Here is a 26,341-nt window from a genome sequence, read left to right on the forward strand (position 1 = left end):
TGAGCGGTTATGTCACAGTTATTTAGCGAAGATACAGTATTTATTTCAAAACAAAAAGAAAAAGAAGAAGTATTCAAAGAGATTGCTGGAAAATTGCTGGAAAGAAAATTAGTGACATCAGAGTATATCAACAACTTAATTGAAAGAGAAAAAAATTATCCAACTGCTCTGTCCCTATCTCCGATTGATACAAGTTTACCAAATATTGCTATTCCTCATACAGAAAGCGAATATGTAACAGAAACTCGTATTGTACCGGTAAAACTAAAATATCCTATTGTTTTTCATAATATGATTCTGCCGGATGAAGAAGTGACTGTTTCATTCTTATTTATGATTTTAAATCATAATGAGAGTGAACAAGCAGGATTGCTGGCTGGAATAATGGATTTTATTAATCGGCAAAGTATTAGTGATTTGAAAGTCTTTTTCAATTTAGAAGATAGCCATAAAATTTTTGATTATTTAAAACAGCATTATTAAAAAGGAGTAAAATTATGATTAAAATTTTAGCTGCCTGTGGTGCAGGTGTGAATTCAAGCCATCAAATTAAGAGTGCATTGGAATCAGAATTGACAAAACGTGGTTATCAAGTATCGTGTGATGCTGTGATGATTAAAGATATTAATGAAGATCTACTCTCTCATTATGATATTTTTGCTCAAATTTCTAAAACGGATCTAGGCTTTGATGTTACTATCCCTGTGGTGGATGCAGGACCAATTCTTTATCGTATTCCTGTAATGGCAGAACCTGTCTATCAAAAGATGGAAGAAATTATTAAAAGTTTACATACGTAAACTGTAATCAATAGGAGATAATCATATGAATGTGATAATTGAATTTGCCAATGCAGTCTTTAAGCCAATTATTGATCTTGGTGCGGCACCACTGATGACTGTCATTTTAACCATTATAGCTTTATGTTTTAGAGTGAAATTTACAAAAGCTTTGGAAGGCGGTATTAAATTAGGGATTGCCTTGACTGGTATTAGTGCCATCATCAACATTTTGTCTACTGCTTTTTCTGGAGCGATGACGGATTTTGTAGATCGTACTGGACTTCACTTAAATATTACTGATGTCGGTTGGGCACCACTAGCAACCATTACCTGGGGCTCTCCATATACATTATATTTTCTGTTAGTCATGCTTATTGTTAATATCATCATGTTGGTATTCCATCAAACAAATACCTTGGATGTTGATATCTTTGATATTTGGCACCTGTCTATTGTAGGTCTATTTGCTATTTTTAGTGGTGCAAATTTACTTGTTGCAACGGTTTTAGTCATCTTTATTGGAGTTTTAAAAATCATTAATTCTGATGTGATGAAACCGACTTTCAATGATTTATTGGGAACTGGCAATGAAAACCCCATGACAACAACTCACATGAATTACATGATGAACCCAATCATTATGGTATTTGATAAAATTTTTGATAAGCTGTTTCCTTGGTTGGATAAATATGATTTTGATGCTGCTAAATTAAATGCTAAAATTGGTTTTTGGGGTTCTAAATTTGCTATCGGTGTTTATTTGGGGATATTTGTTGGTTTGCTGGCTGGTCAAACTCCTACACAAGTGATTTCTCTAGCTTTTACAGCTGCAGTTTGTTTGGAGTTATTTTCACTGATTGGCTCTTGGTTTATCGCAGCTGTGGAACCGCTATCACAAGGAATTACAAATTTTGCTTCTTCCAAATTGAAAGGTCGCACATTAAATATTGGATTAGATTGGCCATTTCTTGCAGGTCGTGCAGAAATTTGGGCTGCTGCTAACATTTTAGCACCTATTATGCTATTTGAAGCCATTATTTTACCAGGGAACAAATTATTACCTCTTGCAGGAATTATTGCAATGGGTGTTACTCCAGCTTTATTGGTTGTAACACGCGGTAAGCTAATCAGAATGATTATTATTGGTACGATTGAATTGCCTCTGTTTTTGTGGTCAGGAAGTTTAATGGCACCGTTTATCACGGAAACTGCCAAAAAAGTTGGGGCATTTCCTAAGGGAATAAGCAGCTCGACATTAATCTCTCATACGACAATGGAAGGTCCTATTGAAAAATTTTTAGCTTATTTTGCAGGTAAGGGCACAGCTGGTGATGTGCAATACATGTTATATGCTGTGATTGCACTTGCTATTTATACTCTTTTATTTTTCTGGTATGTTGCTCAAATGAAAAAACGCAATCAAGCTTATGAAGAAGCGAAATAGAATGAACATGTCTATATTATATTTTTAGAAAGAAGGTATGAAAATGAACAGAGAAGAAGCGACTCTTTTGGGGTTTGAAATTGTAGCCTATGCAGGAGATGCACGTTCTAAATTACTTGAAGCTTTGAATGCGGCACAGGCCGGTGAGTACGATAGGGCAGAAGAGCTTGTAGCTGCGGCAGATGACTGTATTGTTGATGCCCATAAAGCTCAAACAAGCCTTTTGGCTAAGGAAGCACAAGGCGATGATATTGAACTTAGTGTTACTTTAATGCACGGACAAGATCACCTGATGACAACCATACTTCTAAAAGATTTGATGAAACATTTAATTGAATTGTACAAAAGAGGGAGCTAAAATAATATGAACACATTGATTGCTCAAATTGAAAAGGGAAAGCCTTTCTTTGAAAAAATTTCGCGTAATATTTATCTACGTGCTATTCGTGATGGGTTTATCTCGGCAATGCCGGTCATTCTATTTTCGAGTATTTTTCTGTTGATCGCTTATGTTCCTAATATCTTTGGTTTTACTTGGCCAAAAGGTATTGAAAACATGTTGATGACACCCTATAACTATACGATGGGGATTATTGGTTTCCTAGTGGCTGGTACAACTGCTAAATCACTAACGGATTCGATGAACCGCCAATTAGAAAAGACCAACCAGATTAATTTCATTTCAACAATGTTAGCTTCTATGGCCGGTTTCTTAATCATGGCAGCGGATCCAGCTAAAGAAGGTGGTTTCTTGAGTGCCTTTATGGGAACTAAGGGCTTGTTAACTGCTTTCATTGCAGCCTTTATTACTGTTAATGTCTACAAGGTTTGTGTTAAAAATAATGTCACCATTCGTATGCCTGAGGAGGTACCGCCAAATATCTCTCAAGTGTTTAAAGATATTTTTCCATTTGCCTTTTCCATTATTATTTTGTATGCTATCCAATTAGCTATTAAGGCAGTTATTGGAGTAAATGTGGCTCAGTCAATTGGAACCTTGCTTGCTCCTTTATTTTCAGCAGCCGATGGCTATCTTGGTATTACGATTATTTTTGGAGCTTACGCCTTGTTCTGGTTTGTCGGTATTCATGGTCCTTCTATTGTTGAGCCGGCTATTGCAGCCATTACATATTCAAATGTTGAATTGAATGCACATTTGATTCATGCTGGTCAACATGCTGATAAAGTGATTACCTCAGGCACTCAGATGTTTATTGTAACTATGGGTGGTACTGGTGCAACATTAGTTGTTCCCTTCATGTTCATGTGGTTATGTAAATCAAAACGCAATAAGGCTATTGGACGTGCTTCTGTTGTGCCAACTTTCTTTGGCGTCAATGAACCTATCTTGTTTGGAGCACCTATTGTTTTAAATCCAGTCTTTTTCATCCCTTTCATTCTTGCCCCAATTGTTAATGTTTGGATTTTTAAGTTTTTTGTTGATACCCTTGGAATGAACAGTTTCTTTGCTAATCTTCCATGGACAACACCCGGGCCAATAGGCATTGTCTTAGGAACTGGATTTGCTGTTTTATCTTTTGTTCTTGCAGCACTTTTAATCCTTGTAGATACTGTCATTTATTATCCTTTTGTTAAAGTTTATGATGAACAGATTTTGGCTGAAGAAGCTGAAGGTAAAAGTTCATCTGATGCTTTAAAAGAAAAAGTAGCAGCTAACTTTGATACGAAAAAAGCTGATGCTATTCTTGAAGGTACTGAATCTAAAGAAGAGCCAGCAACTCATGCTATCACTGAAGAAACAAATGTTCTCGTTTTATGTGCCGGCGGCGGTACCAGCGGTCTTTTAGCTAATGCTTTAAATAAAGCCGCAGAAGAATACGGAGCCCCTGTTAAGGCTGCAGCTGGAAGTTATGGCGCTCACCGCGAAATTTTAGACCAATACCAATTAGTCATCTTGGCTCCGCAAGTTGCTTCTAACTATGAGGATATGAAAGCAGAAACGGATAAACTTGGCATCAAATTAGCTAAGACCGAAGGTGCTCAATATATTGGTTTGACGCGTGATGGCAAGGGAGCGCTTGCCTTTGTGGAAGAACAATTTAAAGATTGAGAGGTCACATTATGAGCAAAACATTACCTAAAGATTTTATCTTTGGTGGTGCAACAGCAGCTTATCAGGCTGAAGGTGCCACTCATGCAGATGGGAAGGGTCCTGTTGCTTGGGATAAATATTTAGAAGATAACTATTGGTATACAGCTGAACCTGCCAGCGATTTCTATCATCAATATCCTGTTGATTTAAAGTTGGCAGAAGAATTTGGCATCAACGGTATTCGCATTTCCATTGCTTGGTCACGGATTTTTCCAAAAGGGTATGGAGCCGTTAACCCCAAAGGTCTTGCCTTTTATCATAATCTTTTTGCTGAATGCCATAAACGTCATGTGGAACCTTTTGTAACACTTCATCACTTTGATACCCCAGAGGCTTTGCATTCAAATGGTGACTTTCTCAATCGTGAAAATATAGAGCATTTTGTCAACTATGCTGAATTTTGCTTTAAAGAATTTCCAGAAGTGAATTATTGGACAACTTTCAATGAAATTGGCCCCATTGGTGATGGTCAGTATCTGGTTGGAAAATTTCCGCCGGGCATCCAATACGATCTTGCCAAGCTTTTCCAATCCCACCACAACATGATGGTTGCACATAGCAAGGCAGTCAAACTTTTCAAAGATGGTGGCTACTCTGGCGAAATTGGTGTGGTTCATGCTCTGCCAACCAAATATCCTTATGATCCAAACAACCCAGCAGATATTCGTGCGGCAGAATTAGAAGATATTATTCATAATAAATTCATCTTGGATGCGACTTATCTGGGTAAGTATTCTGAGAAAACTATGGAAGGGGTCAATCATATTTTGGCTGTCAATGGTGGTCAATTAGACCTTCGTGAGGAAGATTTTGCTGCTCTTGAAGCTGCTAAAGATCTCAATGATTTCTTGGGTATCAATTATTATATGAGTGATTGGATGCGTGCTTTTGATGGTGAAACCGAAATTACGCATAATGCTAAAGGCGAAAAAGGAAGTTCTAAGTACCAGATTAAGGGTGTCGGTCGCAGAGAAGCGCCAGTAAATGTTCCCAAAACAGATTGGGATTGGATCATTTATCCGCAAGGACTTTACGACCAAATCATGCGAGTTAAGCAGGACTATCCTAATTACAAGAAGATTTATATCACTGAAAATGGTCTTGGTTATAAGGATGAATTTGTGAATCATACTGTTTATGATGATGCCCGTATTGATTATGTTAAAAAACACTTAGAAGTTCTTTCAGATGCTATAGCAGACGGTGCCAATGTCAAAGGTTACTTTATCTGGTCTCTGATGGATGTCTTCTCATGGTCAAATGGTTATGAGAAGCGCTATGGTCTCTTTTATGTTGATTTTGATACGCAAGAGCGTTATCCCAAGAAAAGTGCCTACTGGTATAAAAAGTTAGCTGAGACCCAAATAATTGACTGATGCCGGTATTTTAATCGCATTTGGTAATCATTTGCGTTGTTTGGGAGGCTTGCTGTCTTGACTGAAATTAAATCAAAAAGCTTGTTACTTCAATATTTTCTCAATATATCCTATATTTAATGAATACTTCCAAAAAACAGCCTAAATTTTGGATAAAGACAGCAATAAAAACAAGAGTGACAGTCTTTGATTGCACTCTTGCTTTGTTTTAATGTTAAAAATATGAAGTAAGAATGAGGATAAGTAATGGTTATTGAACTAAAAAATGAAAAAGTAACTGTCCAGTTTAAAGAGTTTGGTGGTGCTTTGTCTTCTATCAAAGATCAAGATGGTATAGAATACCTATGGCAGGGAAATCCTTACTACTGGAGTTCTCAGGCACCGGTTCTTTTTCCTATTTGCGGCAGTTTAAGAAATGATAAGGGCATTTACACGTCTAAGAAACACTCACATCGTTATGGCAGCATCCCTAGACACGGCCTGGTGCGAAAGAAAAATTTTCGCTTTGAGCAACTGGGAAAAGACAGTGTTGTTTTTACCATTACTCCTGACAAAGAAATGCTGATGCAATATCCCTATCATTTTGAATTAAAGATTATCTACACTTTAAAGCATACAACTATTCGCACAGAGTATCAGGTTATTAACAAAGAAAAAGAAAGCATCATGCCTTATTTTATCGGAGGCCATCCCGGTTTGAACTGTCCCTTGTTTGCAGGAGATCGCTATGAAGACTACTATCTTGAATTTGAAAAGGAAGAAACCTGTACAGTACCAAAATCTTTTCCTGATACAGGGTTGCTTGATTTACAAGACAGAAAAATTTTCTTGAAAGGGCAGAAATACCTTGATTTGGATTATTCTTTGTTTACGCATGACGCCATTACTTTAGATAATCTACAATCAAGAAGTGTCAGTCTGCGTTCTAAAAATCACGGCGGAGGCCTGCGTTTGGATTTTGCAGATTTTCCTTACCTTATTCTTTGGTCAACAGCCAATAAGAGTCCTTTTATAGCCTTAGAACCTTGGAGCGGGTTGTCAACTGCGGTAGATGAATCAGATTATTTTGAAGAAAAACGCAATGTGAGCTTTGTAGAGCCCGGACAGTTTGATCGAAACTATTTTGACATCACTGTTTTATAAAATTGAAAGGAGGGAGTTAATGATGACTTCTCTTAAAAAAATAGCTAAAAACGCCATCTCATCAGCCTTTGAGATAGTCTATATACTGACCTTCACCAATCAAAAAGATGTTCCGAATATGACAGAAGAAATCAAGCGATTGGGTAAGTGGTATGTCAATACTGGTGATGAATGGATTTGTCATTCAAATCTACCTTTATCCGAATTTCAAGAGAAATTTTTGGAGCTGACACATCTGACTTCTGAGCAAGTGTTCTTGACTAAAGATCATCTGCCATTTTCAAAATAAAGCTAAAAGATGGACATCTAGCTTATTTTTAATATTGCAGGCTCACTTTGTTGTAAATCAGTACGGTCTGTAGCTTGCTGCCTCGTCCTAAAAGACTAAGTTAGAATAGCAATCTTCTTTTAGTATCAGGGAGGTTCTTTTAAAACAGTCTAAAAATCCATTTGGAGAAGATAATGCTCCAAATGGATTTTTACTTAACCCCAAAATTTCTTAGCGATTTCTTGGCCTTGTTTGATTTTAGCCCATTGCTGCGGGATAGCCAACTCATTGCCAGAATCACAAGAGGCAAAACCGCATTGATGTGACAGCAGCAAACGTTCCTTAGGCAAAATGGTGCTGGCTTGTTCTAATAACTTGAGAACACGTTCTTCATCATCAAGATCAGTTGTCTTACTGGAAAGGAGTCCAAGAACAACCTCAGCATCTTTATCTTTAAGAGAAGCAAGAGCCTTCAAATCACCTGAGACGTCACTGTCCCATTCTAAGAAGAAGCGGTCATAGTGTTGATCACGCAAGAATTTTTCCGCAATCGCTTCATAAGTTCCGCCTGAGGCAGAACGGCTTTCATAATTTCCGCGGCAGTTATGTGTCCAAACTTTGAGTCCTAATTGATGCCCGTAATCAGCTACCTCGTTATTGATCGCAATGAATTCATCAGCTAAATCAGCCAGCGCAGCATTGCCATCAGCAAAAAACGAAGCAGGATTTGATTCATCAAAAAGTTCCCAAAGGCAGTCATCAAACTGGATAATCTCACCGCCAGCTTCCTTGTATTCTGTCAAGAATTCCTTGTAGGCCTTGATAAGACCAGCTTTTAATTCGTCATTGGTTTTGTAAACTTGCCCTTCACCAGCAAGTTTATCAAAGATAGTCAGTTCAGTATAAGCATGCGCAGGTCCCCAAATCGTTAATTTTGTTTGCGTATCACCAGCTTCTTCCTTGAGCAGTTTGTAAATATCTAAAAAATGATGATTTTTACCTGAAAGTGGCTGGGTAATGCGAATACCGATGTCTTTACGTGTTTCGTACTGTCCGCCATCATGGTCTTTAAAAGTGTAGCCGTGGTCTGCAATGTAACGTTCAATACCTTTAAGTCCCCAAATAAAATCTAAATGCCACATGGACTTAGAATATTCACCATCTGTCAAAATATCAATACCATTTGCCTTTTCATCAGCAATGACCTTTTTAATCTCTGCTGTTTCTGTTTCACGATAACCCGGAAAACTATCATAAAAAGGATACTGAATGTTATCACGATGTTCAATTTTATTTTTATAGTCAAGCAGATCAGCTGGACGAAGAAGAGATCCAACTAGTTGGAATTTTGATTGTGTCATATACATGCCTCTTTCTAGATTTCTTGCTTTTTATTGTACAAAAGCTGAGTACTTTTGAAAAATAGTTAATTTAGAGAAAAGCATATAGTTTTAAACTATAACTAAAAAGACAGTTTTTGCCTAAACACAAACGCCTTCTCCTCGAAATGAAAAAGCAGTTTTCCCTATCTCCGCCTTTTTTGGTAAAATAGAAGAAAAAACAAGGAGCAACTTATAACCGATGCGCGATAACCATTTACACACCCATTTTTCCTATGATTCTGACGCTAGCTTTGAGGACTACCTGACTCACTATGATGGGGAAATTGTCACGACTGAGCACTACGACCTGTCCAACCCCTACACTCAGCAGGATGATGTACCTGATTATGAGGCTTATTCTAAGGAAATAGCCGAGCTTAATGCGAAATACGGTAACCGCATCAAGCGAGGCATTGAAATTGGCTATTACCAGCCCCGTGAAGCGGACATTATCAGCTTCCTAGCTGACAAGGACTATGATTTGAAATTACTCTCTGTCCATCATAACGGGGTCAATGATTATTTGGATGATGAAGTGGCAGATATGGACAAAGAAACCATTATCCAAGAATACTTAGACAAGCTGGAATACGCCATCGGACGCGTGGAAGCTGATGTACTGGCGCATTTCGACTATGGCTTTCGTTTGTTTGACCTGACGGTTGATGAATTAAAGACTCATGAAGCCCAGCTGTGCCGCATTTTCCACAAGATGATCGACCACAACCTAGCCTTTGAACTCAACAGCAAGTCCATGTACCTCTATCACCACGAGCACCTCTACCGCTATGCCTTAGGCCTAGTCAAAAACTTAGACTGCCACAAATACTCCATCGGCTCCGACGGTCACAAACTCGAACACTTCCGCCTAGCCTTTGACAAAATCCAAGACATCTTAGATGAGTATGGAATTGAAGAGGGGGAGATAATTTAAAAAGCAGCGGTTGGTTGCTGTAGCATTTCGTTTGTAAACAGTATTCCTATTGTCAGCCAGCTCATGTGGTTCGGCACGCCAGCAAACATACGGTTTCATGATTTCTTGAAAGTCAAAAGTCTTTCAAGAACCTGTATTGTTAGCATTGCTAACGATATCTTGACTACTATAGCGACTGGTTTTAAGAGCAACTTCATCGTTTTTATGGATGGATAAAAAGCTTTTATTATATAAATTAAATATTATGGTAGGTTGAGGATACTAAGCATACATGATGTCATTATGAAAAGAGGTTTTAATGAGTCAAATTAATAAAATTGAAAATGCTATTAAAGAGTTAGAAGGAGGAAAATTTCAGAATTTAGGAGATGCCTATCTGAGAAGAAAATACCATTTTGAAAATTTAGTTTCTTTGGGGTCTCAAGAAGGAACGGATAAGACAACTAAGGGAATCCCAGATTCTTACGCGGAGAAAGATGATAAATATATTTATATCATGTATGGCACCCATAAGTCTGTAATACCTAAGTTGAAAGAAGATATTCAGTCAGTTAAGGAAAAAATTTTAGATGAAAAAATTGACGAAGATAAAGTTGAACGAATTATTTGTTGTCATATTTCCTCAAATATAGAAATTAAACAAAAAGAAGAACTAGAAAAATTAGCTGAGCCTTATGAGCTTGAGTTAATTGGAATTAATAACATTGCTAATGACCTTACAAAATTAGATTTTCAATATTTGGCAAAAGACTATCTATCAATCAGCGAGTCTACGGAACAGGTATGGAATATTGATGACTTTATGAAAATTCATGATAGCAGTAAAACAAACGCTCCTATTTCAAATGACTATATCGGTGATATAAGTGACATTACTAATTTGATAATATCAAGTGAAAATCAAATTCTGTTAATATCAGCTAAACCCGGAACAGGAAAAACACGATTAGCAATTGAAATTTGTTCCTCACTTGATAGAAGTAAATATAACATTCTTTGTATCAAGAGCAATAATCAATCAATTTATCAAGATGTCAAGAGTCATTTAGACTCACAGAAAGAAAATATCATTTTCATTGATGACGTTAACATAACTCAAAATTATATTCCGACACTTGGTTTGCTAAACACAGACACTAATGTTAAGTTTATTCTTACTGTTCGTGATTATGCTGAAAATGAAGTAATTGCTAATATAAAAGAGTTTAAATATGAGAGTATTGAGCCAAATGTTTTAAAAGATAATAACTTTACACAATTACTTAATCAATTCTCTAAGCATGATTTTTCCCACGGAGAAATTAAGCATATCAATACTATCTCTAAAGGGAATCCACGAATTGCAGTCATTGCAGTTAAATTATCTAGTTCACAGGATTTGGCTAATTTCAATGACGAAGTTGATATTTTAAAAGATTACTATGAAGAGATTTTAACTAAAAATAATATTATCCACGAGGGACAAAAGGTTCTTTTCATTTTGTCATACCTTAAAAAAATTAGATTAGATAATTTAGCAGACAATCAAGAGTTTACTAAACTACTGCAAATAACTGATATAACAGAAAAGGAATTTAGGGATGGGGTTGAAAGACTTCATGAACGAGAGCTATGTAATATCTATAATAACAAAATTGTAAAGATAGCAGACCAATCATTAGATGACTATATTGTTATCAAGTTTTTAATTAATAAAAAAGTATCTGTTTTAGAGATTTTACGCGAGCTCTATCCATTAAATAATCAAAAAGTTGTTCAAATATTAAATCAATTCTCTAATTTTATAAAAAAAGAGAGTGATGTAGAAATAGTTTCCGATGCGGTTAAAAAACATTATAGTGAAAATAGCTTTAAAAATGGTCAAGATGAAGAAAAATTTCTAACACAATTTGGTGTTTTGCTTCCTTTAGAGGCAATTTCTTATATTAAAAATAAAATTGACAATATTGAGATTGAGGATTATACAAGAGATAGTTTTATTGATGAAAAGAATAAAAAAACAACCATTAAAGATTCAATTTTATTGATAGTCCATACAATTAGCCGAACGAATTATTATAAACATGCTCTTCAATTATTGATAAAATATTTTGCTAAAAAGCCTAATAGAATTTCTGAAGTTTATACCATTCTTGAAGAAAATTATGGTTTGGTAACAACTAGAGAATATATCTACTACAATATAGCGGGAGAAACAATAGTTGAATTAAATAAATTTGACTTGTATCAACGCTACAATCAAGAATTAGTTGTGACAATCTTAAAACAGTATTTTAAGATTGAAGTAGAGAAAGCAACTGCAAATGGAGATACAGGTATATTTAGACGTTACACAGTGCCAGACGGGGATAATTTGAAGAAATATCATAAAAATATCATGGAACTTCTAGCAAAACTATACGTTATAGGAAATTCAGAAGTTAGATGCTATATTGAAAAACTATTATATGATTACCAACTTATTATTTTAAAATATTCAGATAGTCATCCTAATACCATTGAAGAAGATTTAAAAAATATTAAAGAATTATTTTTTTCGAATTTAGCAAATTTGTCAATGGTGGAAGAAAAGATAGTTTATGCTTTGCACACGGTAGAAATTAAAGGGAATTTCTCAATTTTTAAAGATTATAAAATTTCTGACAGACAAAAGGTATATAATAGTTTAATAAAACACAATTATGCATATCCGTATGCAGATAATGATAAATTACAGTTACAAAAAATAGCAAATAACTATTCAAGCAATTGGGATGAAATTTTTAATTTTGCTAACCAATTCAAAAGTGATTCATTTATGAATGATAGAAATATTGAATTTGTTTTATTTAATATGTTTCAAAAAGTAAATAACGATAGTAAAATGAGTTTTCTTGATTCAATGTTTAGAGCAAATTATCATTTTGAAAATATTGTGCCTGATAGATTTTTAGAAGAAATAGAAAGAGAACAAATACAGGCTATTATTGCTTTCTCTCCAGAATCAGAGCGGTATAAGTGGCAATTTGCTTATCTAGTTAGACTTGAGGAAGTCAAGGAAGAAGATTTACAAATATTAGAGAGCCTTTTAAAAAATGAGTCATTACCAAAATATTTTACTATTTTAGATTTTTACAAGTATATTTTAGTGAAGCCAAGTTTTAAAGAAATACTAATTCAGAAGGCAGATGATATTAATTTTGTTATTCCTCATTTTATAAAAGAAGAGGAGGTACCAAGATTAATTAATCTACTTGGAGAAAATGTTTTAAAATCTTTGTATTTAAAAAATCTAGAGAAAGATATCGATCAGGGATGCTATCTTTTTCAAAAATTAGGAAATGATGATATAGACTTTGTAGTAGAAAGTTTGAAAAAGATTAATAAATTGAAAACGGGATATAGCAATGAGGCTTCTATGTTGCTACATAGCATTAAAAGTTTTAAAGATGCTGAAAAAATTTATTTAATTTTTTTGAATTATATAATATCAAAAGATTCTCTTTATTACTATAATAGTTTATTGGAAACCATCGTGGAAGAAAATAATAATATTTTATTAAAAGCATTGAAGGGAACCAATAGCGAGGAATTAGCAATAAAATTTGTGAACTTGGGCGTAAAAGTCATAGATGATAAAAGTAAGAAAATAGAATTATTTAAAATTATAAAAGATAAAAGTTTTGGGAAAAGTACTTTTAAAAAAATTCATTTTTCCTCTTGTTCAACTTTTTTGGCAGGTAGTTACGTTCCGGTATTAGAGCAGGAAAGAGACTTCTTGAAGAATGTAAAAGAGATTTTTGACAATGATATGGACTATATTGAATTGGTAATACATATTAATAAAATAATAGATAACAATACCAAGCATATTGAAGAGGAACTAGAAAGGGAGTTTTAATAATCCATTAGCTATCTCGCTATTTTCAAATCTAGGAATAGAAATACTAATAATATTATTGAGATTTTGGAAGAAAGGAAAATTTATGTCAACAACTATTGAAGTCAATAAACAAACTGTTAAACAACTTTTGGAGACAGGAAAAAAGAAAAATTTTGTTATTCCTGAATATCAGAGACCATATGCTTGGACAGCTGATCAGATTCAGACTTTATTTGATGATCTCGTGGAGTATACAGAAAGTTCCGAGAGCAGTGATAGCAGTGAAGAAAGCACCTACTTTTTAGGAACAATTGTTGCATATGAAAAAAATAATGAGCAAGAAATTATTGATGGTCAGCAACGCATTACTTCATTGTTTTTGTTATTGAGAGCGATATATTCTAAGTTGACTTCTATGAGTGAGACGCCTCAGTCTAAAAATTTTATCACGCAAATTGAATCAGCCTTATGGCAACAAGATGAATTAACTGCGAAAGTTGATTTTGAGAAAACACTAATTGTTTCTAGGGTAATGGGAGAAGAAGGGAATGAAATTTTTTCTAATATTCTGGTTACAGGCGAAGTGAAAAAAGAAGCAAAAGATAATTACTCTCTTAATTACAGTCTGTTTGTAAAATTAATTGAAGATTATGCTAGTAAAGAGCCAGAGTTGTTTTATTGGTTCATTTGGAATGTATTGAATAGAGCAATTTTACTTCCTATCACTGCGGATTCACAAAATACTGCTCTGACCATATTTTCAACACTAAATGATCGAGGGTTGGCCTTATCTGATGCTGATATTTTTAAAGCTAATATATATAATCACCTAAATGAAATGGATAAACAATCCTTCGTTGAAAATTGGAAGCAGCTTGATGAAAATGCCGCAAATGCAAATGAAAGTATACAAAAGCTATTCTATTATTATATGTTCTATTTAAGAGCAAAAGATAATGATAGAAATACAACAACTCCACGAATGCGGAAGTATTATTTACAAAATAAAGAAAAAAAACTTTATCAAAAAGAGCTGATAAATGAATTGAGTTTGCTTGCTAGCTTATGGACTATTATTAACAATAATACAATAATTGATGATGAAGCTTGGTCAGAAAATAGTGAGATTCTCAAAGTCTTAGATGCTTTGTCCTCATATCCGAATGAATTCTGGAAATATCCTGTTGTTATCTACTATTTAAGATATAAAGATTCTGTGGAATTTGAAAGTAACTTTCTAACTTTCCTCAGACGTTTGTTCGCAGTTCTGTCTGCTAGGTATATAGTGACTCCAACTATTAATGCTGTAAAGCGCAGCATATTGAATTTAAATGCAGAAGTTTACCGCTCTGAAAATCCAAAATTTGATTTTAAACCTATCGATGAAGAGGAATTAAAAGAAAAGATAAAGCATTCTCATAGAAACACAGTTCGAATGATTTTGAAAGTTCTTGCCTATCAAAAACAAGAAGATTTACTTCCTCCTAAGTGGGAAATTGAGCATATCTTGCCTCAAAAATGGCAAAGTAGCTACTTTCCAGATAGTACAGAACAAGAAGTAAAACTTCTTATCGAACATATTGGCAATAAACTTCCTTTCGAGAAGAAACTGAATATTATTGCGGGTAATGGTTATTTTCAAAAGAAACAAGATAGCTATAATAAATCAAAAATTACAATTGTTCAAGAATTGTCTCAAGAAAAATCTAAATGGGAACTAGACGACATTAGAGAACGGGATATACGAATTTCAGATGAATTACTGGATTTGCTTAAATCGTGGGGCTTAAACAAAATTGATGCAGAAAATGATAATAACAATGAGTCAAAATATAAAATTGAGATTCCTACTGATAGATTCGAAGATTATAGTCAATTTTTAACTATGTTTCATAAAGAAGATTCAGATGACAATAGAGAGCAGTTTCTGAATCTGTAAGATTGTACAACTATATTTTTGAATCCAATTCAAAAACTCCTAAACGAAAGCGAGTGCACATTATGACCGAAAACTTAATCCTAGTCCGCCCCAGTCTTGATTGGGAAGAGGAATTACTGGCTTATAAGGAAGCTTTTAAAAGTGAGCACATGTATGGCGGAGCTGGGCTTTATAAATTTGATAGATTGTCTGATTGGCTGGTTTACCTAGACAGGCTCTCAAAGGATAAGCCAGCAGAAGAAGGGTGGACAGCAACGGTTTTTCTCTGCATTCGTCAGTCCGATAAGCGAATGATTGGTATTTGCAATGTCAGACATCATCTAAATAGTTTAGGTTTGCTTAATGTTTCAGGCCACATTGGTTATTCTATTCGGCCTGATGAGCGTAAGAAAGGCTACGCTAAAGTGCAGCTGCGCCTAGCATTGTTAGAAGCCAAGAAATTAGGCATTGACAAGGTTTTGGTGACCTGCGCAGACTGGAATATTGGTTCTGAACGTACTATCCTCGCAAACGGAGGTGTCTATGAAGACAGCCGTTTGGATAAATCAACGGGGAACATGATGAAGCGGTACTGGATAAATGTGACTGAAAGGAACAGCATATGAAACTAGTCTTTTTGCATGGTTTGGGACAGGATAAGACGGCTTGGAATGACGTGATAGCTGCTCTGCCTCATTACGACTGTCTAGCCTTGGATTTATTTGATGAAGGAAAAATGCCTGAAAATTTTACGACTTTGGTGGAACAAGTTGCTGCTGAACTCAAAGGGATAGAAGAAGATTTTGTGTTAATTGGTCTATCCTTGGGCGCTATGCTGGTTTTGGCGCTGAGCGACCATACTTTACCGCATATAAAAGGCTTCATTGTTTCTGGCGCGCAGCATGATTTGAAGAGGAGTTTTCTTTATAAGTTGCAGCTTCTTGGCCTGCAGCTGCTTCCCAAGTCCTTTTTTAAAAAACAAGGAGTAGAGAAGGATTCTTTTCTAGCCTTTTCAAAGTCTCTGTCAACTCTTGATTTAAGAGAAACTATCCAGCAAATAGACATACCCGCTTTGATTCTTTGCGGTCAAAAGGATAAGCCCAATCTTTTGCCTGCTAGGAAAATAGCAGAGCTGATACCCAATGCTCGCCTTTCTGTCATCAAAAAAGGTGGATATCTGTTAAACACCAAAATGCCAATCGTTTTTGCCAAAGAAATCACTGATTTTTTAAAGTATGAGTCTTTTTAGAGTAATGGGTTTAGTGATATCAAGGTAAAATCTGATGAAGATGACAATAAAAACCAGCAGATTTTTATCTGGCTGGCTTCAATTGGGATGGCACTTTTTTGGAATAAATTGGCTGTTCATGCTCCATTAAAATCACTTTGAGGTGAAACCATTTGGCAAAGTATTTTTGCAGTTCTTTGTTAAGCCTTATTTGGATAAAAATGATGATAAAGATAGCAACAGCACCGCCTAGTCCATAAATGTAGACTGCTGCTTGTGTAGTGATCTTTGCATAAAGAAAGATTAGTTCTGCAAGAAAGCCATAAAAAGCTATCAGTCCAGCGTTTAACGCCATAAAAAAGAAATAAAAGAGACTTTGAAACCCAACATGTCTGGTCTGATAGATTGTTTTATAATTTTCAGTTATTTTTTCAAAAGTCGGCAGTGTTACGCCATCATAAGACACTGTCTGTCCATAATCTACCAACTTTGGTGAAGCATGGTAGCCAAATAATCGACAAATTTTGTAATTAATATTTCTCAAAAATAGATAGACGACAGTCATTAAAGCTATCGCAAAAGGGAACAAACGCACACGTAAAGAAGGAAAAGAAATAAATAAAGTTACTAAAGTGAGAAAGACAAGTATTAAATTGGCTATTTGTAGTGCGATATATAAGCATTTGATTGCAAAAGAGTAATGGTGCTGCGACTTATAATTTTCCATCAAAGTTCTCCTATGTTCTATTCTTAATGCGTCATGATATCTTAATAATATAAGTAGATAAGTAACTTGTCAATATTTTTGAAAAAACGATACGAATTAGTAAGATTGAATTTTTTATTGATTAAAAAATTCAGATGCTTAAATCGTATACTAATGGTTTTATTTAAGACCTTTTTCTTATGTTATAATAAAAAGAGCTTTTTGCTGTTTAAAGGAGATGAAAAAATGTCAAAAGACCGTTTAGTAGCTTTTACTGATGCTGTGATTGCCATTATCATAACCATTCTCATTTTAGAATTAGAAAAACCTAGTCAGATGACTTGGTCGGCTATATGGGATTTAAGGATGAATTTCTTTGCTTATACCATATCTTTCTTTTGGATTGGAACCATGTGGGTTAATATGCACCGCGCTTGGGATAGTATTGATAAAATTAACAATAATTTAGTTTGGATTTCCATGCTCCTGCTTTTCTTTTCTTCGTTTTTTCCTTATACCACAAGCATTGTTGCCAATCATTTTAATAGTTCTGTTGCGCAAACACTTTATGGCTTGGTTGTTTTGGCTGTTTCGTTTTGCAATGTCTGGATGTATAATGAGCTTGAGAAGGTAACCTCTCAAAATGATGTTCAGTTGATGGCTCGTAAGCACAACAGTCGGATGAAGGTAGATATTACGATTAAATTAATTGGACTACTATTAGCCTTAACGATTTTTCCAGCAGCTATGATGTGGGCAGTACTTATCACAGCAATTTTTATTATTTTACCGAGATCTATACAGACTCGTTAATCAAAAGAAATGAGTGATGATGCCGCAGTGGTTATTACCATGAGGGAGGAAAGGCATGGGCAGTTAAGTTCTCAAGAAAGAGCAAATAAAAGCTTTTCAAGTCAGTTTTACTTGAAAAGCTTTTATTGGTATTTTAGTAAATCAATTAACGTGTGACACGGCGGCGAGCAGCTTTTTTACGGTTTTCTTCAATGAAAGCTGCTTTTTTTTCTTCTGGATCAATGATTGTTTTTTTAACAGCAAAGACTGCCCCAGCAACTGTTGCAGCAGTGCCGATAATACCTGTTGCAAGACCTCTAGCAAATGCATGTTTCTTAGCCATAATTAAGTCTCCTTTTATATGTTATAATAATACTATTATCTTAAAAAATAATATATTTTTCAAGGAAAAAGTCTATGAAAACAAAATTAATTGTTGTTTTAGGTCCAACAGCAGTCGGAAAAACAGCACTGGGAATTAAATTAGCCCAGCAATTTCATGGTGAAATTATTAGCGGTGACAGTCAGCAGGTTTATCGAAAGCTGGATATTGGTACGGCTAAGGCCACGGCTGCCGAACAAGCAGCAGTTCCGCATCATTTGATTGATGTTAGAGAGGTAGATGAGAATTATTCTGCCTTTGATTTTGTTCAGGAAGCAACAAAAGAAATTGCCAGTATTTGCGCTCGAGGTTATCTTCCTATTATTGTCGGCGGAACTGGGCTTTATTTACAAAGTCTTCTGGAAGGTTATCATTTGGGAGGCCAAGTTGATCATGAAGCTGTTTTAGCCTATCGAAGAGAATTGGAAACCTTATCTGATACAGAACTTTCTCAGTTAGCTGAAACAAAACAAATTGTTATGACAGAACCGAATCGTCGACGTTTGATGCGTTCCTTGGAACTCCACAAATTTAGCCAAGGTGTCCAAAATCAAGGAAGTCCTTATGATGTTCTATTGATTGGCTTAAATGACAATCGGCAAGATCTTTATGAACGCATTAATGCTCGCGTTGATAAGATGATGACAGCAGGATTGTTAGACGAAGCCAAGTGGTTGTATGATAATTATCCTCATGCACAAGCAACTCGCGGAATTGGCTACAAGGAACTCTTTCCTTATTTTGCAGGTGATATTGGTTTGGAAGAGGCTATTGAAAAAATTAAACAAAACACAAGACGTTTTGCGAAACGGCAGTTGACTTGGTTTAAAAACCGTATGGCTGTTTCATTTTATTCGGTCAGTGATTCGGACTGCAAGGGAAAAATCAATCAGGCTGTTGCTGATTTTTTAAGAAATTAGAAATCACTATGAGGTGATTTTTTTCATAGTTTAAGTTGTTTTTACATTAATTAAATGCTGATGAAATTCTTCAAAAAATAGGAAAAATTGTCAGACTTTTCTAGCTGGCTGTGATATAATAAAAACCAAGTTGCTATTCATATTTGCTTGGCAAAAGAAGACATTTCTCTGAAAGTGAAGGAACAAGAATGATTGAAACAAGACAAAAACAAGAACGGGTCATTCTTATTGGTGTCGCTTTACCAAATAGTGAAAATTTCGATCTGTCTATGGAAGAATTAGCCAGTCTTGCGAAAACTGCAGGAGCTGAGGTCGTTCAGACACACACTCAAAAAAGAGACCACTATGACAGTAAGAGTTTCATTGGTTCAGGAAAATTACTTGAAATCAAGCAAATAATTGCAACGGACGCTATTGATAGCGTCATTGTTAATAATCGTTTGACACCTCGCCAGAATGCCTATTTGGAAGCAGAACTAGGAGTTAAAGTTATTGATCGCATGCAGCTTATTTTAGATATTTTTGCCATGCGGGCACGCAGTCACGAAGGCAAACTTCAGGTTCATTTAGCCCAACTTAAATACATGCTGCCGCGTCTTGTTGGGCAGGGTATCATGCTCAGCCGTCAGGCTGGGGGTATCGGCAGCCGTGGTCCCGGTGAAAGCCAATTAGAATTGAATCGCCGTTCTATTCGCAAGCAAATTGCAGATATTGAACGGCAACTGAAAAATGCTGAAAAAAATCGGGAAACAAACCGCGAAAAACGCTTGGATTCGCAAATTTTTAAAATTGGGCTGATTGGTTATACCAATGCGGGCAAGTCAACCATCATGAATGTTTTGACTGATAATAAGCAGTATGAGGCTGATGAACTGTTTGCTACACTTGATGCGACAACCAAGCAAATTTATTTGACAGATCATTTTCAAGCTACTTTGACGGATACCGTTGGCTTTATTCAGGATTTGCCAACCGAACTGGTTGCTGCTTTCAAGTCAACGCTTGAGGAAAGCCGACAAGTGGATTTGTTGCTTCATGTTATTGATGCCAGTGATCCTAATCATGAAGAGCATGAAAAAGTTGTTCATGAACTTTTAAAGGAACTTGGTATGACAGCCATTCCTCGATTGCTTGTTTACAATAAAATGGATAAGGCAGAAAATTTCATTGCCAGCCAATTTCCTCACATCAGCCTGTCTGCTAAGTCTGATGAGGCGGCAGCACTTTTACGTCAGTCTATTTTGGAAAAGATCAAGACTCTTTTTGTTCCTTTTACGATTACATGGCGTCAAGAAAAAAGCTATAAACTTTATGAATTGGACAAGATAGCCTTGCTGACTTCTTATGATTTTAAACAAGAACTGCAAGAAATTAAAGGTTACATTTCGGAAAAAAATAAATGGAGGCTAGAGGAGTTTTATCGTGAATTATCTTGATTTAGCCCTTAAGTATGGTGGTTTTACTAGCTTAGATAAGATTTACTTGCAAAACAAGTTAGCCTTTTTGTCAGATGAGGAAAAATTAAGCTTTATCACACCGCCGCCAAGCGTTATCAATGCTTATTTTGCGGAACTTTATCAAAAGGAATCTCCTCAGGCCGCAACAGATTATTATTTTGAATTGAGTCGGAACCTACATTTATTTACAGATAAACCATCGTTTGATGAACAAAAGCCTTTTGTTCGGCTTAATTTATCAGGAAAATCGTATGGGTTTGCTTATGAAAATGAAGAGGAAGAAGCGCAGGTCTTTAGTGAAAAAAAGGAAGAAATTACTGACAGTCTCTTATTTGACTTAGCTCAGATATTTCCCCAGTATAAAATTTTTAGCGACAATCAACAAATTAAAATGAAAAAAATGAACTTTGATGAGTATCAAAGTGAAACATTGGAAAATGCTGCAGCTTTGCTCAGCGACATTAGCCGTCTGCAAGATGGCACGATTAAAATAAGAAGTTTCAATCAGGAAGAAGTTATAGAATTAGCACAGGCCTACTCAGGACGCAGATACTACAGTTATGCTCAAAATCAGGCAGTGCTTTACCTCAAAGAAGATTAACCAGTATAGAAAGAAAGTATTGTTAGTATGGAAATTCAATTTTTAGGAACGGGTGCTGGCCAGCCAGCTAAGGCGAGAAATGTTTCCAGCCTCGTTTTAAAGCTGTTAGATGAACTTAATGAAATTTGGATGTTTGATTGCGGTGAAGGAACGCAGCGTCAAATTTTAGAAACAACTATTAAACCGCGTAAAATTAGAAAAATCTTTATTACCCACCTGCATGGTGACCATGTTTTTGGTTTGCCGGGATTTTTATCCAGCCGTGCTTTTCAAGCCAATGACGAACAGACAGATGTTGATATTTATGGACCGGTTGGTATTAAACATTTAGTTATGGCTAGCATACGTACTTCGGGAGCTCATTTACCTTATCACATTCATTTTCATGAATTTGATGCTAAGCATTTAGGGAAAATTTTAGAAACCGATAAGTTTATGGTTTATGCGGAAAAGCTAGATCACACGATTTTTTGTGTTGGTTATCGTGTTGTTCAAAAAGATTTAGAAGGGACGCTGGATGCTGAGAAATTAAAAGCAGCAGGTTTACCTTTTGGCCCGCTTTTTGGTCGGGTCAAAAATGGTCAGGATGTCGTTTTAGAAGATGGGACGACAATTATTGCTAAAGACTATATTTCGGCTCCGAAAAAGGGCAAGGTTATTACTATTTTAGGAGATACCCGAAAAACAGATGCCAGTATTCGACTTGCTTTGGGAGCTGATGTACTGGTTCATGAGTCCACTTATAGTAAGGGAGATGAGAATTTAGCGAGGCGTCATGGGCATTCAACTAATATGGAAGCTGCTCGTGTTGCAAAAGCTGCTTCTGTTAAGAAATTGCTACTTAATCACATCAGTGCTCGTTTTCTTTCACATGATATTAGCCGTATGAGAGATGATGCACAGGAAATCTTTACTGATGTTCATATTGTCAGAGACTTAGAAGAAGTAAAACTATGAAAGAACGTATAATTGTCATTACAGGTGCCTCAGGGGGGCTTGCTGAAGAAATCATTAAACGCTTACCGCAGACAGATCAACTTGTTTTATTGGGCCGTGATAAGGAAAAATTAGAAGACATGTATGCCTATCGTGAAAGAGTAACTTGTTTTCAAATTGATATTAAAGATGATGAGGCTGTGCAGGATATAGTTGACACCATTTATCAAAAATTTGACCGCATCGATATTTTTATTAACAATGCAGGCTTTGGTGAATTTAAAGACTTTGATCACTATTCTAACAGAGATATTCGAGACATGTTTGATGTCAATACTTTGGCAACCATCAATTTTTCTCGTTTGGTTGGTCAAAAGATGGCAGAGGTTCAGTCAGGGCATATTATCAATATTGCTAGTATGGCGGGCTTGATTGCTTCTAGTAAATCAACGATTTATTCAGCCACCAAGTTTGCAGTGATTGGTTTTTCAAATGCTTTGCGTTTAGAATTAGCAGACAAAGAAGTTTATGTCACGACTGTTAATCCGGGACCGATTGCCACTAAATTTTTTGATAAGGCAGATCCTAGCGGCAATTATCTTAAGAGCGTTGAAGAATTCACTTTGCAGCCTGATGATGTTGCCAAAAAAATAGTTGCTATTTTTGGAAAAAATAAACGCGAACTCAATATGCCTTTTCTACTAAAGGCGGCGCATAAAGCCTATATTCTCTTTCCTAAATTGTCGGATTTTCTAACCAGAAAGGTATTTAACTACAAATGATTACTTCCAAATATGCTTGGAAAATAAATGAAAAAAAGCCAGATGATGGCTTTTTTGAGCTGGCTAAAAAAGAAAATCTCAATCCTACAGCTGCACAAATTTTATATGAGCGAGGTTTTAAAACAAGTGAAGATATAGAAGCGTTTTTGAGACCTGATTTGTCTCAATTACATGATCCTTTTCTTTTAAATGATATGGACAAGGCTGTCACGCGTATTCGCAGAGCTATTGAAACCAATGAACGAATTCTTATCTATGGGGATTACGATGCTGATGGTATGACGTCAAGTTCCATTGCAAAGGAAGCTTTGGAAATGCTGGGAGCTGAGGTAGAGGCTTATCTTCCTAATCGTTTTACCGATGGTTATGGTCCCAATCTCAGTGTTTATAAATATTTTATTGAGCAGCAGGATATATCACTGATTCTTACTGTGGATAATGGTATTGCTGGCCATGATGCTATTGCTTATGCGCAAGGACAAGGTGTTGATGTCATTGTTACTGACCACCACAGTATGCCTGCTGAGCTTCCTTCAGCTTATGCTGTTGTTCATCCTGAACATCCGGATGCTAATTATCCTTTTAAATGTTTAGCAGGGTGCGGTGTCGCTTTTAAGCTAGCCTGTGCCTTGTTAGAATCCATTCCGACAGAGATGCTGGATTTGGTGGCTATTGGAACCATTGCCGATATGGTATCGCTCACCGATGAAAATCGTGTAATGGTCAAATACGGTCTTGAAATCCTAAAACAAACAGAGCGCGTCGGTCTGCAAGAATTAATAGCACTTGCAGGTGTTGATTTTGCTGATATCAATGAAGAAACTATTGGTTTCAAGTTAGCACCCCAGCTTAATGCTTTGGGACGTCTGGATGATCCCAATCCTGCTGTTGAATTGTTGACAGGCTTTGATGATGAAGAAGCAAAGACTATTGCGGCCATGATTAATGAAAAAAATGAGGAGCGAAAGACCATTGTACAGGCTATTTTTGAAGAAGCTATGACTCTGGTTGATGAGAACAAATCTGTTCAGGTCTTGGCTAAAGAAGGCTGGCATGCTGGTGTTCTGGGGATTGTTGCAGGTCGTATTATGGAACAAATAAACCAGCCAGTCATTGTTCTTAATATTGAAAATGGCCTTGCCAAGGGAAGTGCCCGTAGTTTAGAGTCAGTCAATATTTTTAATGCCCTTGATGCGCATAGGGATTTATTTATGGCTTTTGGAGGCCATGCTGGAGCTGCGGGTATGACTCTAGAGGCTGATAAATTAGAAGAATTATCACAGGTTTTAAATGATTATATTCAAGAACATGCGATTGATTTATCGCAAAAGTCTGTTTTAGTAATTGATGAAGAATTGTACTTGCCAGAACTTAGTTTAGATACTTTAAAAGGGCTTGAAACTTTGGCTCCTTTTGGTATGGACAATAAAAAACCTATTTTTTTACTAAGGGATTTTACAGTCAAACAGGTTAGAACGATGGGACAAAATGGAGCTCATTTGAAGTTAAAAGTGGCTCAGGAACAGGCTGTCTTTGATCTCCTTGCCTTTAACTACGGTTCGCTCGTGACAGAATTTCAACAAGCTCAGCATCTCGAACTAGCTGTTACTTTATCGGTTAATCGTTGGAACGGCAATACTAGTCTACAATTGATGCTAGTTGATGCGCGTGTTGAAGGCATTCAGTTGCTTGATATCCGTGCTCGCAATAGCGCTCTGCCTGACGGAGTTCCCTTTTTAGAAGATCAAACAGATAGTAAGGCAGTTGTCTTATTTGAAATACCGGAAAAAGAAGAAGACCTTCTAGCACTTTTTGAAAATCGGGATTTTGAAGTCATTTATTTTAAAAATAGGATTAAGCATCAATATTATTTAACAGGATCTGGAACGCGTGAGCAATTTGCTAAGCTTTACAAGACGATTTACCAGTTTCCGGAATTTGATGTACGTCATAAGTTAAAAGAGCTCAGTCAATTTCTCAAAATTCCAGATATTTTGCTGGTCAAGATGATCCAAATTTTTGATGAATTGGACTTTGTTTCCATTGATGATGGCATTATGACAGTTAATAAAGATGCTCAAAAACGGGAAATTTCTGACAGTCATATTTATCAAGATTTGAAAAAATTAGTGAAATTCCAAGAGTTAATGGCATTAGGAACACCTCAAGAAATATATGAATTTTTAAAACGCGATCGCTAATCTAAGCCCTTTTCAATTTTTTGAAGGGCTTTTTTGTTAAAAGAATAACATTTTAATAACCTGACAATAAATGTCATCTTTATATGTTATAATAAGCCTGAGAATAAGAGGTGGTAAACATGAGAGAGAGCAGATTATTTCAAATCATTTATCAGTTATTGACAAAGAAAAAGGTCACAGCAGCTAATTTAGCTAAACAGTTTGAAGTTTCTGTCAGAACGATTTATCGTGATATTGATGCTCTTAGCAGCAGCGGTATTCCTATCTATGCCAGTCAAGGGAAAAATGGCGGTATTCAGCTGGATGAGGATTTTGTTTTGTCTAAGTCCTTATTGTCACAAGAAGAAAAAGAACAGATTTTAGATGGCCTGCAAGGTTTAGGTTCCGTTAACGGTATTGTAAACGATAAACAGTTACTGACTAAATTGTCAGCTTTGTTCAAAGTGAAAAATCCTAATTGGATTGAGGTCCAGTTTAGTCCTTGGCAAAATCATGATCAGCAGCAGAAATTAGTTCAGCTTATAAAAGAAGCTATTTGTCAGAAGCACTTTTTTTCCTTCCTTTATTTCAGTAGTCTAGCCAAACAAACCAAGCGGAGGGTCAAACCTGTTCGTCTTGTTTTTAAAGGGCAGGATTGGTATTTGTATGCTTACTGTCTCTTAAGGCAGAACTATCGCTTTTTCAAACTGTCACGAATCAAAGAGTGGCAGATCTCAAGCGATTGTTTTGAAGATGATTTTTCAGAAATACTGATTAAAACGGATTTTGATTATGATTCGACAGTACATCTATCTCTTAAATTTGCTCCTCAGTTAGCCTTTCGCGTTTATGATGAATTTTCGGATGTCACTGCAGATCAGGAGGGTTCTTTATATGCAGAAATTGATCTTCCTGATAATGATGTTTTGGAAAGTTACCTTTTATCGTTTGGAGAAGGTCTAGAAGTCTTACAACCTGAGACTTTACGTCAAGCCATTCAGAAAAAATTGAAGAAAATGTTAACAATTTATAAAACCTGACATTAGCTGTCCAGTTTGCTATGTTATACTGAACTTGTAAATGGGGGTGATCTATGAAATCACAAAACATTTATGTTTTCATGAGTTAAGAACCA

24 protein-coding genes are annotated in these 26,341 nt (G+C 35.8%); 21 read left to right on the top strand and 3 right to left on the bottom strand.

Annotation, left to right across the window (positions count from 1 at the left end; all coding sequences use genetic code 11):
- The first annotated feature begins 9 nt into the window (after positions 1-9).
- From FNL60_RS03495 to FNL60_RS03530, 8 genes are all read left to right on the top strand, one after another.
- Complete coding sequence (locus tag FNL60_RS03495; RefSeq protein ID WP_002265223.1) at positions 10-483, top strand: PTS sugar transporter subunit IIA; 474 nt, start codon at positions 10-12, stop codon at positions 481-483.
- 14 nt (positions 484-497) lie between these two features.
- The gene (locus FNL60_RS03500; RefSeq protein ID WP_002265222.1) at positions 498-800 is read left to right on the top strand and encodes a PTS sugar transporter subunit IIB; all 303 of its coding nucleotides are present in this window, start codon (positions 498-500) and stop codon (positions 798-800) included.
- Positions 801-825: 25 nt separating this feature from the next.
- On the top strand, positions 826-2,226 hold the full coding sequence (locus tag FNL60_RS03505) for a PTS galactitol transporter subunit IIC (protein ID WP_002279896.1): 1,401 nt from the start codon (positions 826-828) through the stop codon (positions 2,224-2,226).
- Positions 2,227-2,269: 43 nt separating this feature from the next.
- Entirely contained in the window at positions 2,270-2,584 is a 315-nt protein-coding gene (gene lacF, locus FNL60_RS03510) for a PTS lactose transporter subunit IIA (RefSeq protein ID WP_002263056.1), read from the top strand.
- A 6-nt stretch (positions 2,585-2,590) separates the two neighbouring features.
- Positions 2,591-4,297, top strand: coding sequence for a lactose-specific PTS transporter subunit EIIC (locus FNL60_RS03515; protein WP_002265220.1), 1,707 nt, complete (start codon positions 2,591-2,593; stop codon positions 4,295-4,297).
- An 11-nt stretch (positions 4,298-4,308) separates the two neighbouring features.
- Complete coding sequence (gene lacG, locus FNL60_RS03520; protein ID WP_002267163.1) at positions 4,309-5,715, top strand: 6-phospho-beta-galactosidase; 1,407 nt, start codon at positions 4,309-4,311, stop codon at positions 5,713-5,715.
- A gap of 246 nt (positions 5,716-5,961) precedes the next feature.
- Positions 5,962-6,858, top strand: coding sequence for an aldose 1-epimerase family protein (locus FNL60_RS03525; RefSeq protein WP_002267164.1), 897 nt, complete (start codon positions 5,962-5,964; stop codon positions 6,856-6,858).
- A 19-nt stretch (positions 6,859-6,877) separates the two neighbouring features.
- The gene (locus FNL60_RS03530) at positions 6,878-7,147 is read left to right on the top strand and encodes a DUF3884 family protein (RefSeq protein WP_002263060.1); all 270 of its coding nucleotides are present in this window, start codon (positions 6,878-6,880) and stop codon (positions 7,145-7,147) included.
- Positions 7,148-7,341: 194 nt separating this feature from the next.
- Here FNL60_RS03530 and FNL60_RS03535 read toward each other — a convergent pair whose 3' ends face one another.
- On the bottom strand, positions 7,342-8,487 hold the full coding sequence (locus tag FNL60_RS03535; RefSeq protein WP_002279897.1) for a cobalamin-independent methionine synthase II family protein: 1,146 nt from the start codon (positions 8,485-8,487) through the stop codon (positions 7,342-7,344).
- A gap of 220 nt (positions 8,488-8,707) precedes the next feature.
- On the opposite strand from FNL60_RS03535, the gene FNL60_RS03540 reads away from it, so the two are divergent.
- The 5 genes from FNL60_RS03540 to FNL60_RS03560 all read left to right on the top strand — a co-directional run bounded on the left by FNL60_RS03540 (position 8,708) and on the right by FNL60_RS03560 (position 16,471).
- Complete coding sequence (locus tag FNL60_RS03540; protein WP_002279898.1) at positions 8,708-9,442, top strand: PHP domain-containing protein; 735 nt, start codon at positions 8,708-8,710, stop codon at positions 9,440-9,442.
- A gap of 298 nt (positions 9,443-9,740) precedes the next feature.
- Positions 9,741-13,322: an nSTAND3 domain-containing NTPase gene (locus FNL60_RS03545; protein ID WP_002279899.1), complete on the top strand. Its 3,582-nt coding sequence runs from the start codon at positions 9,741-9,743 to the stop codon at positions 13,320-13,322.
- Between the two features lie 85 nt (positions 13,323-13,407).
- Positions 13,408-15,243, top strand: a complete 1,836-nt coding sequence (locus FNL60_RS03550; RefSeq protein ID WP_002279900.1) for a DUF262 domain-containing protein — start codon at positions 13,408-13,410, stop codon at positions 15,241-15,243.
- 62 nt (positions 15,244-15,305) lie between these two features.
- Positions 15,306-15,848, top strand: a complete 543-nt coding sequence (locus FNL60_RS03555) for a GNAT family N-acetyltransferase (RefSeq protein WP_002272011.1) — start codon at positions 15,306-15,308, stop codon at positions 15,846-15,848.
- A complete protein-coding gene (locus FNL60_RS03560; protein WP_002279901.1) occupies positions 15,845-16,471 on the top strand; it encodes an alpha/beta fold hydrolase in 627 nt (208 codons plus the stop codon). Before FNL60_RS03555 ends, FNL60_RS03560 begins: the two co-directional genes overlap by 4 nt.
- A gap of 64 nt (positions 16,472-16,535) precedes the next feature.
- Here the strand turns inward: FNL60_RS03560 and FNL60_RS03565 are convergent, their stop codons facing one another.
- Positions 16,536-17,177, bottom strand: coding sequence for a hypothetical protein (locus FNL60_RS03565; RefSeq protein WP_002279902.1), 642 nt, complete (start codon positions 17,175-17,177; stop codon positions 16,536-16,538).
- A 225-nt stretch (positions 17,178-17,402) separates the two neighbouring features.
- Between FNL60_RS03565 and FNL60_RS03570 the strand changes: the two genes are divergently transcribed.
- Positions 17,403-17,969, top strand: a complete 567-nt coding sequence (locus FNL60_RS03570) for a TMEM175 family protein (RefSeq protein ID WP_002272819.1) — start codon at positions 17,403-17,405, stop codon at positions 17,967-17,969.
- Positions 17,970-18,114: 145 nt separating this feature from the next.
- Here the strand turns inward: FNL60_RS03570 and FNL60_RS03575 are convergent, their stop codons facing one another.
- Positions 18,115-18,291, bottom strand: coding sequence for a DUF3042 family protein (locus FNL60_RS03575; protein ID WP_002279903.1), 177 nt, complete (start codon positions 18,289-18,291; stop codon positions 18,115-18,117).
- Between the two features lie 74 nt (positions 18,292-18,365).
- On the opposite strand from FNL60_RS03575, the gene miaA reads away from it, so the two are divergent.
- The 7 genes from miaA to FNL60_RS03610 all read left to right on the top strand — a co-directional run bounded on the left by miaA (position 18,366) and on the right by FNL60_RS03610 (position 26,246).
- Positions 18,366-19,250, top strand: a complete 885-nt coding sequence (miaA, locus tag FNL60_RS03580; protein WP_002279904.1) for a tRNA (adenosine(37)-N6)-dimethylallyltransferase MiaA — start codon at positions 18,366-18,368, stop codon at positions 19,248-19,250.
- Positions 19,251-19,438: 188 nt separating this feature from the next.
- On the top strand, positions 19,439-20,686 hold the full coding sequence (gene hflX / locus FNL60_RS03585; protein ID WP_002267752.1) for a GTPase HflX: 1,248 nt from the start codon (positions 19,439-19,441) through the stop codon (positions 20,684-20,686).
- Positions 20,673-21,308: a hypothetical protein gene (locus FNL60_RS03590; RefSeq protein WP_002267751.1), complete on the top strand. Its 636-nt coding sequence runs from the start codon at positions 20,673-20,675 to the stop codon at positions 21,306-21,308. The genes hflX and FNL60_RS03590 overlap by 14 nt, the downstream gene beginning before the upstream one ends.
- A 27-nt stretch (positions 21,309-21,335) precedes the next feature.
- Positions 21,336-22,265: a ribonuclease Z gene (gene rnz, locus FNL60_RS03595; protein ID WP_002267176.1), complete on the top strand. Its 930-nt coding sequence runs from the start codon at positions 21,336-21,338 to the stop codon at positions 22,263-22,265.
- Entirely contained in the window at positions 22,262-23,026 is a 765-nt protein-coding gene (locus tag FNL60_RS03600; RefSeq protein ID WP_002266218.1) for an SDR family NAD(P)-dependent oxidoreductase, read from the top strand. The genes rnz and FNL60_RS03600 overlap by 4 nt, the downstream gene beginning before the upstream one ends.
- Positions 23,023-25,227 carry a single-stranded-DNA-specific exonuclease RecJ gene (gene recJ / locus FNL60_RS03605; protein WP_002279905.1) on the top strand — a complete coding sequence of 735 codons (2,205 nt, stop codon included), beginning with the start codon at positions 23,023-23,025 and terminating at the stop codon, positions 25,225-25,227. The genes FNL60_RS03600 and recJ overlap by 4 nt, the downstream gene beginning before the upstream one ends.
- Before the next feature lie 119 nt (positions 25,228-25,346).
- The gene (locus tag FNL60_RS03610) at positions 25,347-26,246 is read left to right on the top strand and encodes a helix-turn-helix transcriptional regulator (RefSeq protein ID WP_002268916.1); all 900 of its coding nucleotides are present in this window, start codon (positions 25,347-25,349) and stop codon (positions 26,244-26,246) included.
- Positions 26,247-26,341 lie beyond the last annotated feature (95 nt).

This window comes from Streptococcus mutans, from assembly GCF_006739205.1.
Classification (GTDB): Bacteria; Bacillota; Bacilli; order Lactobacillales; family Streptococcaceae; genus Streptococcus; species Streptococcus mutans.

Excerpts from the sequence above, each read along its gene's own strand:
- lacG (WP_002267163.1), top strand. The coding sequence starts at position 4,309 with ATGAGCAAAACATTACCTAAAGATTTTATCTTTGGTGGTGCAACAGCA.
- FNL60_RS03495 (WP_002265223.1), top strand. The coding sequence starts at position 10 with ATGTCACAGTTATTTAGCGAAGATACAGTATTTATTTCAAAACAAAAA.
- recJ (WP_002279905.1), top strand. The coding sequence starts at position 23,023 with ATGATTACTTCCAAATATGCTTGGAAAATAAATGAAAAAAAGCCAGAT.
- FNL60_RS03515 (WP_002265220.1), top strand. The coding sequence starts at position 2,591 with ATGAACACATTGATTGCTCAAATTGAAAAGGGAAAGCCTTTCTTTGAA.
- hflX (WP_002267752.1), top strand. The coding sequence starts at position 19,439 with ATGATTGAAACAAGACAAAAACAAGAACGGGTCATTCTTATTGGTGTC.
- FNL60_RS03545 (WP_002279899.1), top strand. The coding sequence starts at position 9,741 with ATGAGTCAAATTAATAAAATTGAAAATGCTATTAAAGAGTTAGAAGGA.
- FNL60_RS03575 (WP_002279903.1), bottom strand. The coding sequence starts at position 18,291 with ATGGCTAAGAAACATGCATTTGCTAGAGGTCTTGCAACAGGTATTATC.
- FNL60_RS03500 (WP_002265222.1), top strand. The coding sequence starts at position 498 with ATGATTAAAATTTTAGCTGCCTGTGGTGCAGGTGTGAATTCAAGCCAT.
- miaA (WP_002279904.1), top strand. The coding sequence starts at position 18,366 with ATGAAAACAAAATTAATTGTTGTTTTAGGTCCAACAGCAGTCGGAAAA.
- FNL60_RS03570 (WP_002272819.1), top strand. The coding sequence starts at position 17,403 with ATGTCAAAAGACCGTTTAGTAGCTTTTACTGATGCTGTGATTGCCATT.
- FNL60_RS03530 (WP_002263060.1), top strand. The coding sequence starts at position 6,878 with ATGATGACTTCTCTTAAAAAAATAGCTAAAAACGCCATCTCATCAGCC.
- FNL60_RS03550 (WP_002279900.1), top strand. The coding sequence starts at position 13,408 with ATGTCAACAACTATTGAAGTCAATAAACAAACTGTTAAACAACTTTTG.
- FNL60_RS03600 (WP_002266218.1), top strand. The coding sequence starts at position 22,262 with ATGAAAGAACGTATAATTGTCATTACAGGTGCCTCAGGGGGGCTTGCT.
- rnz (WP_002267176.1), top strand. The coding sequence starts at position 21,336 with ATGGAAATTCAATTTTTAGGAACGGGTGCTGGCCAGCCAGCTAAGGCG.
- FNL60_RS03610 (WP_002268916.1), top strand. The coding sequence starts at position 25,347 with ATGAGAGAGAGCAGATTATTTCAAATCATTTATCAGTTATTGACAAAG.
- FNL60_RS03505 (WP_002279896.1), top strand. The coding sequence starts at position 826 with ATGAATGTGATAATTGAATTTGCCAATGCAGTCTTTAAGCCAATTATT.
- FNL60_RS03555 (WP_002272011.1), top strand. The coding sequence starts at position 15,306 with ATGACCGAAAACTTAATCCTAGTCCGCCCCAGTCTTGATTGGGAAGAG.
- FNL60_RS03525 (WP_002267164.1), top strand. The coding sequence starts at position 5,962 with ATGGTTATTGAACTAAAAAATGAAAAAGTAACTGTCCAGTTTAAAGAG.
- FNL60_RS03560 (WP_002279901.1), top strand. The coding sequence starts at position 15,845 with ATGAAACTAGTCTTTTTGCATGGTTTGGGACAGGATAAGACGGCTTGG.
- FNL60_RS03565 (WP_002279902.1), bottom strand. The coding sequence starts at position 17,177 with ATGGAAAATTATAAGTCGCAGCACCATTACTCTTTTGCAATCAAATGC.
- FNL60_RS03535 (WP_002279897.1), bottom strand. The coding sequence starts at position 8,487 with ATGACACAATCAAAATTCCAACTAGTTGGATCTCTTCTTCGTCCAGCT.
- lacF (WP_002263056.1), top strand. The coding sequence starts at position 2,270 with ATGAACAGAGAAGAAGCGACTCTTTTGGGGTTTGAAATTGTAGCCTAT.
- FNL60_RS03540 (WP_002279898.1), top strand. The coding sequence starts at position 8,708 with ATGCGCGATAACCATTTACACACCCATTTTTCCTATGATTCTGACGCT.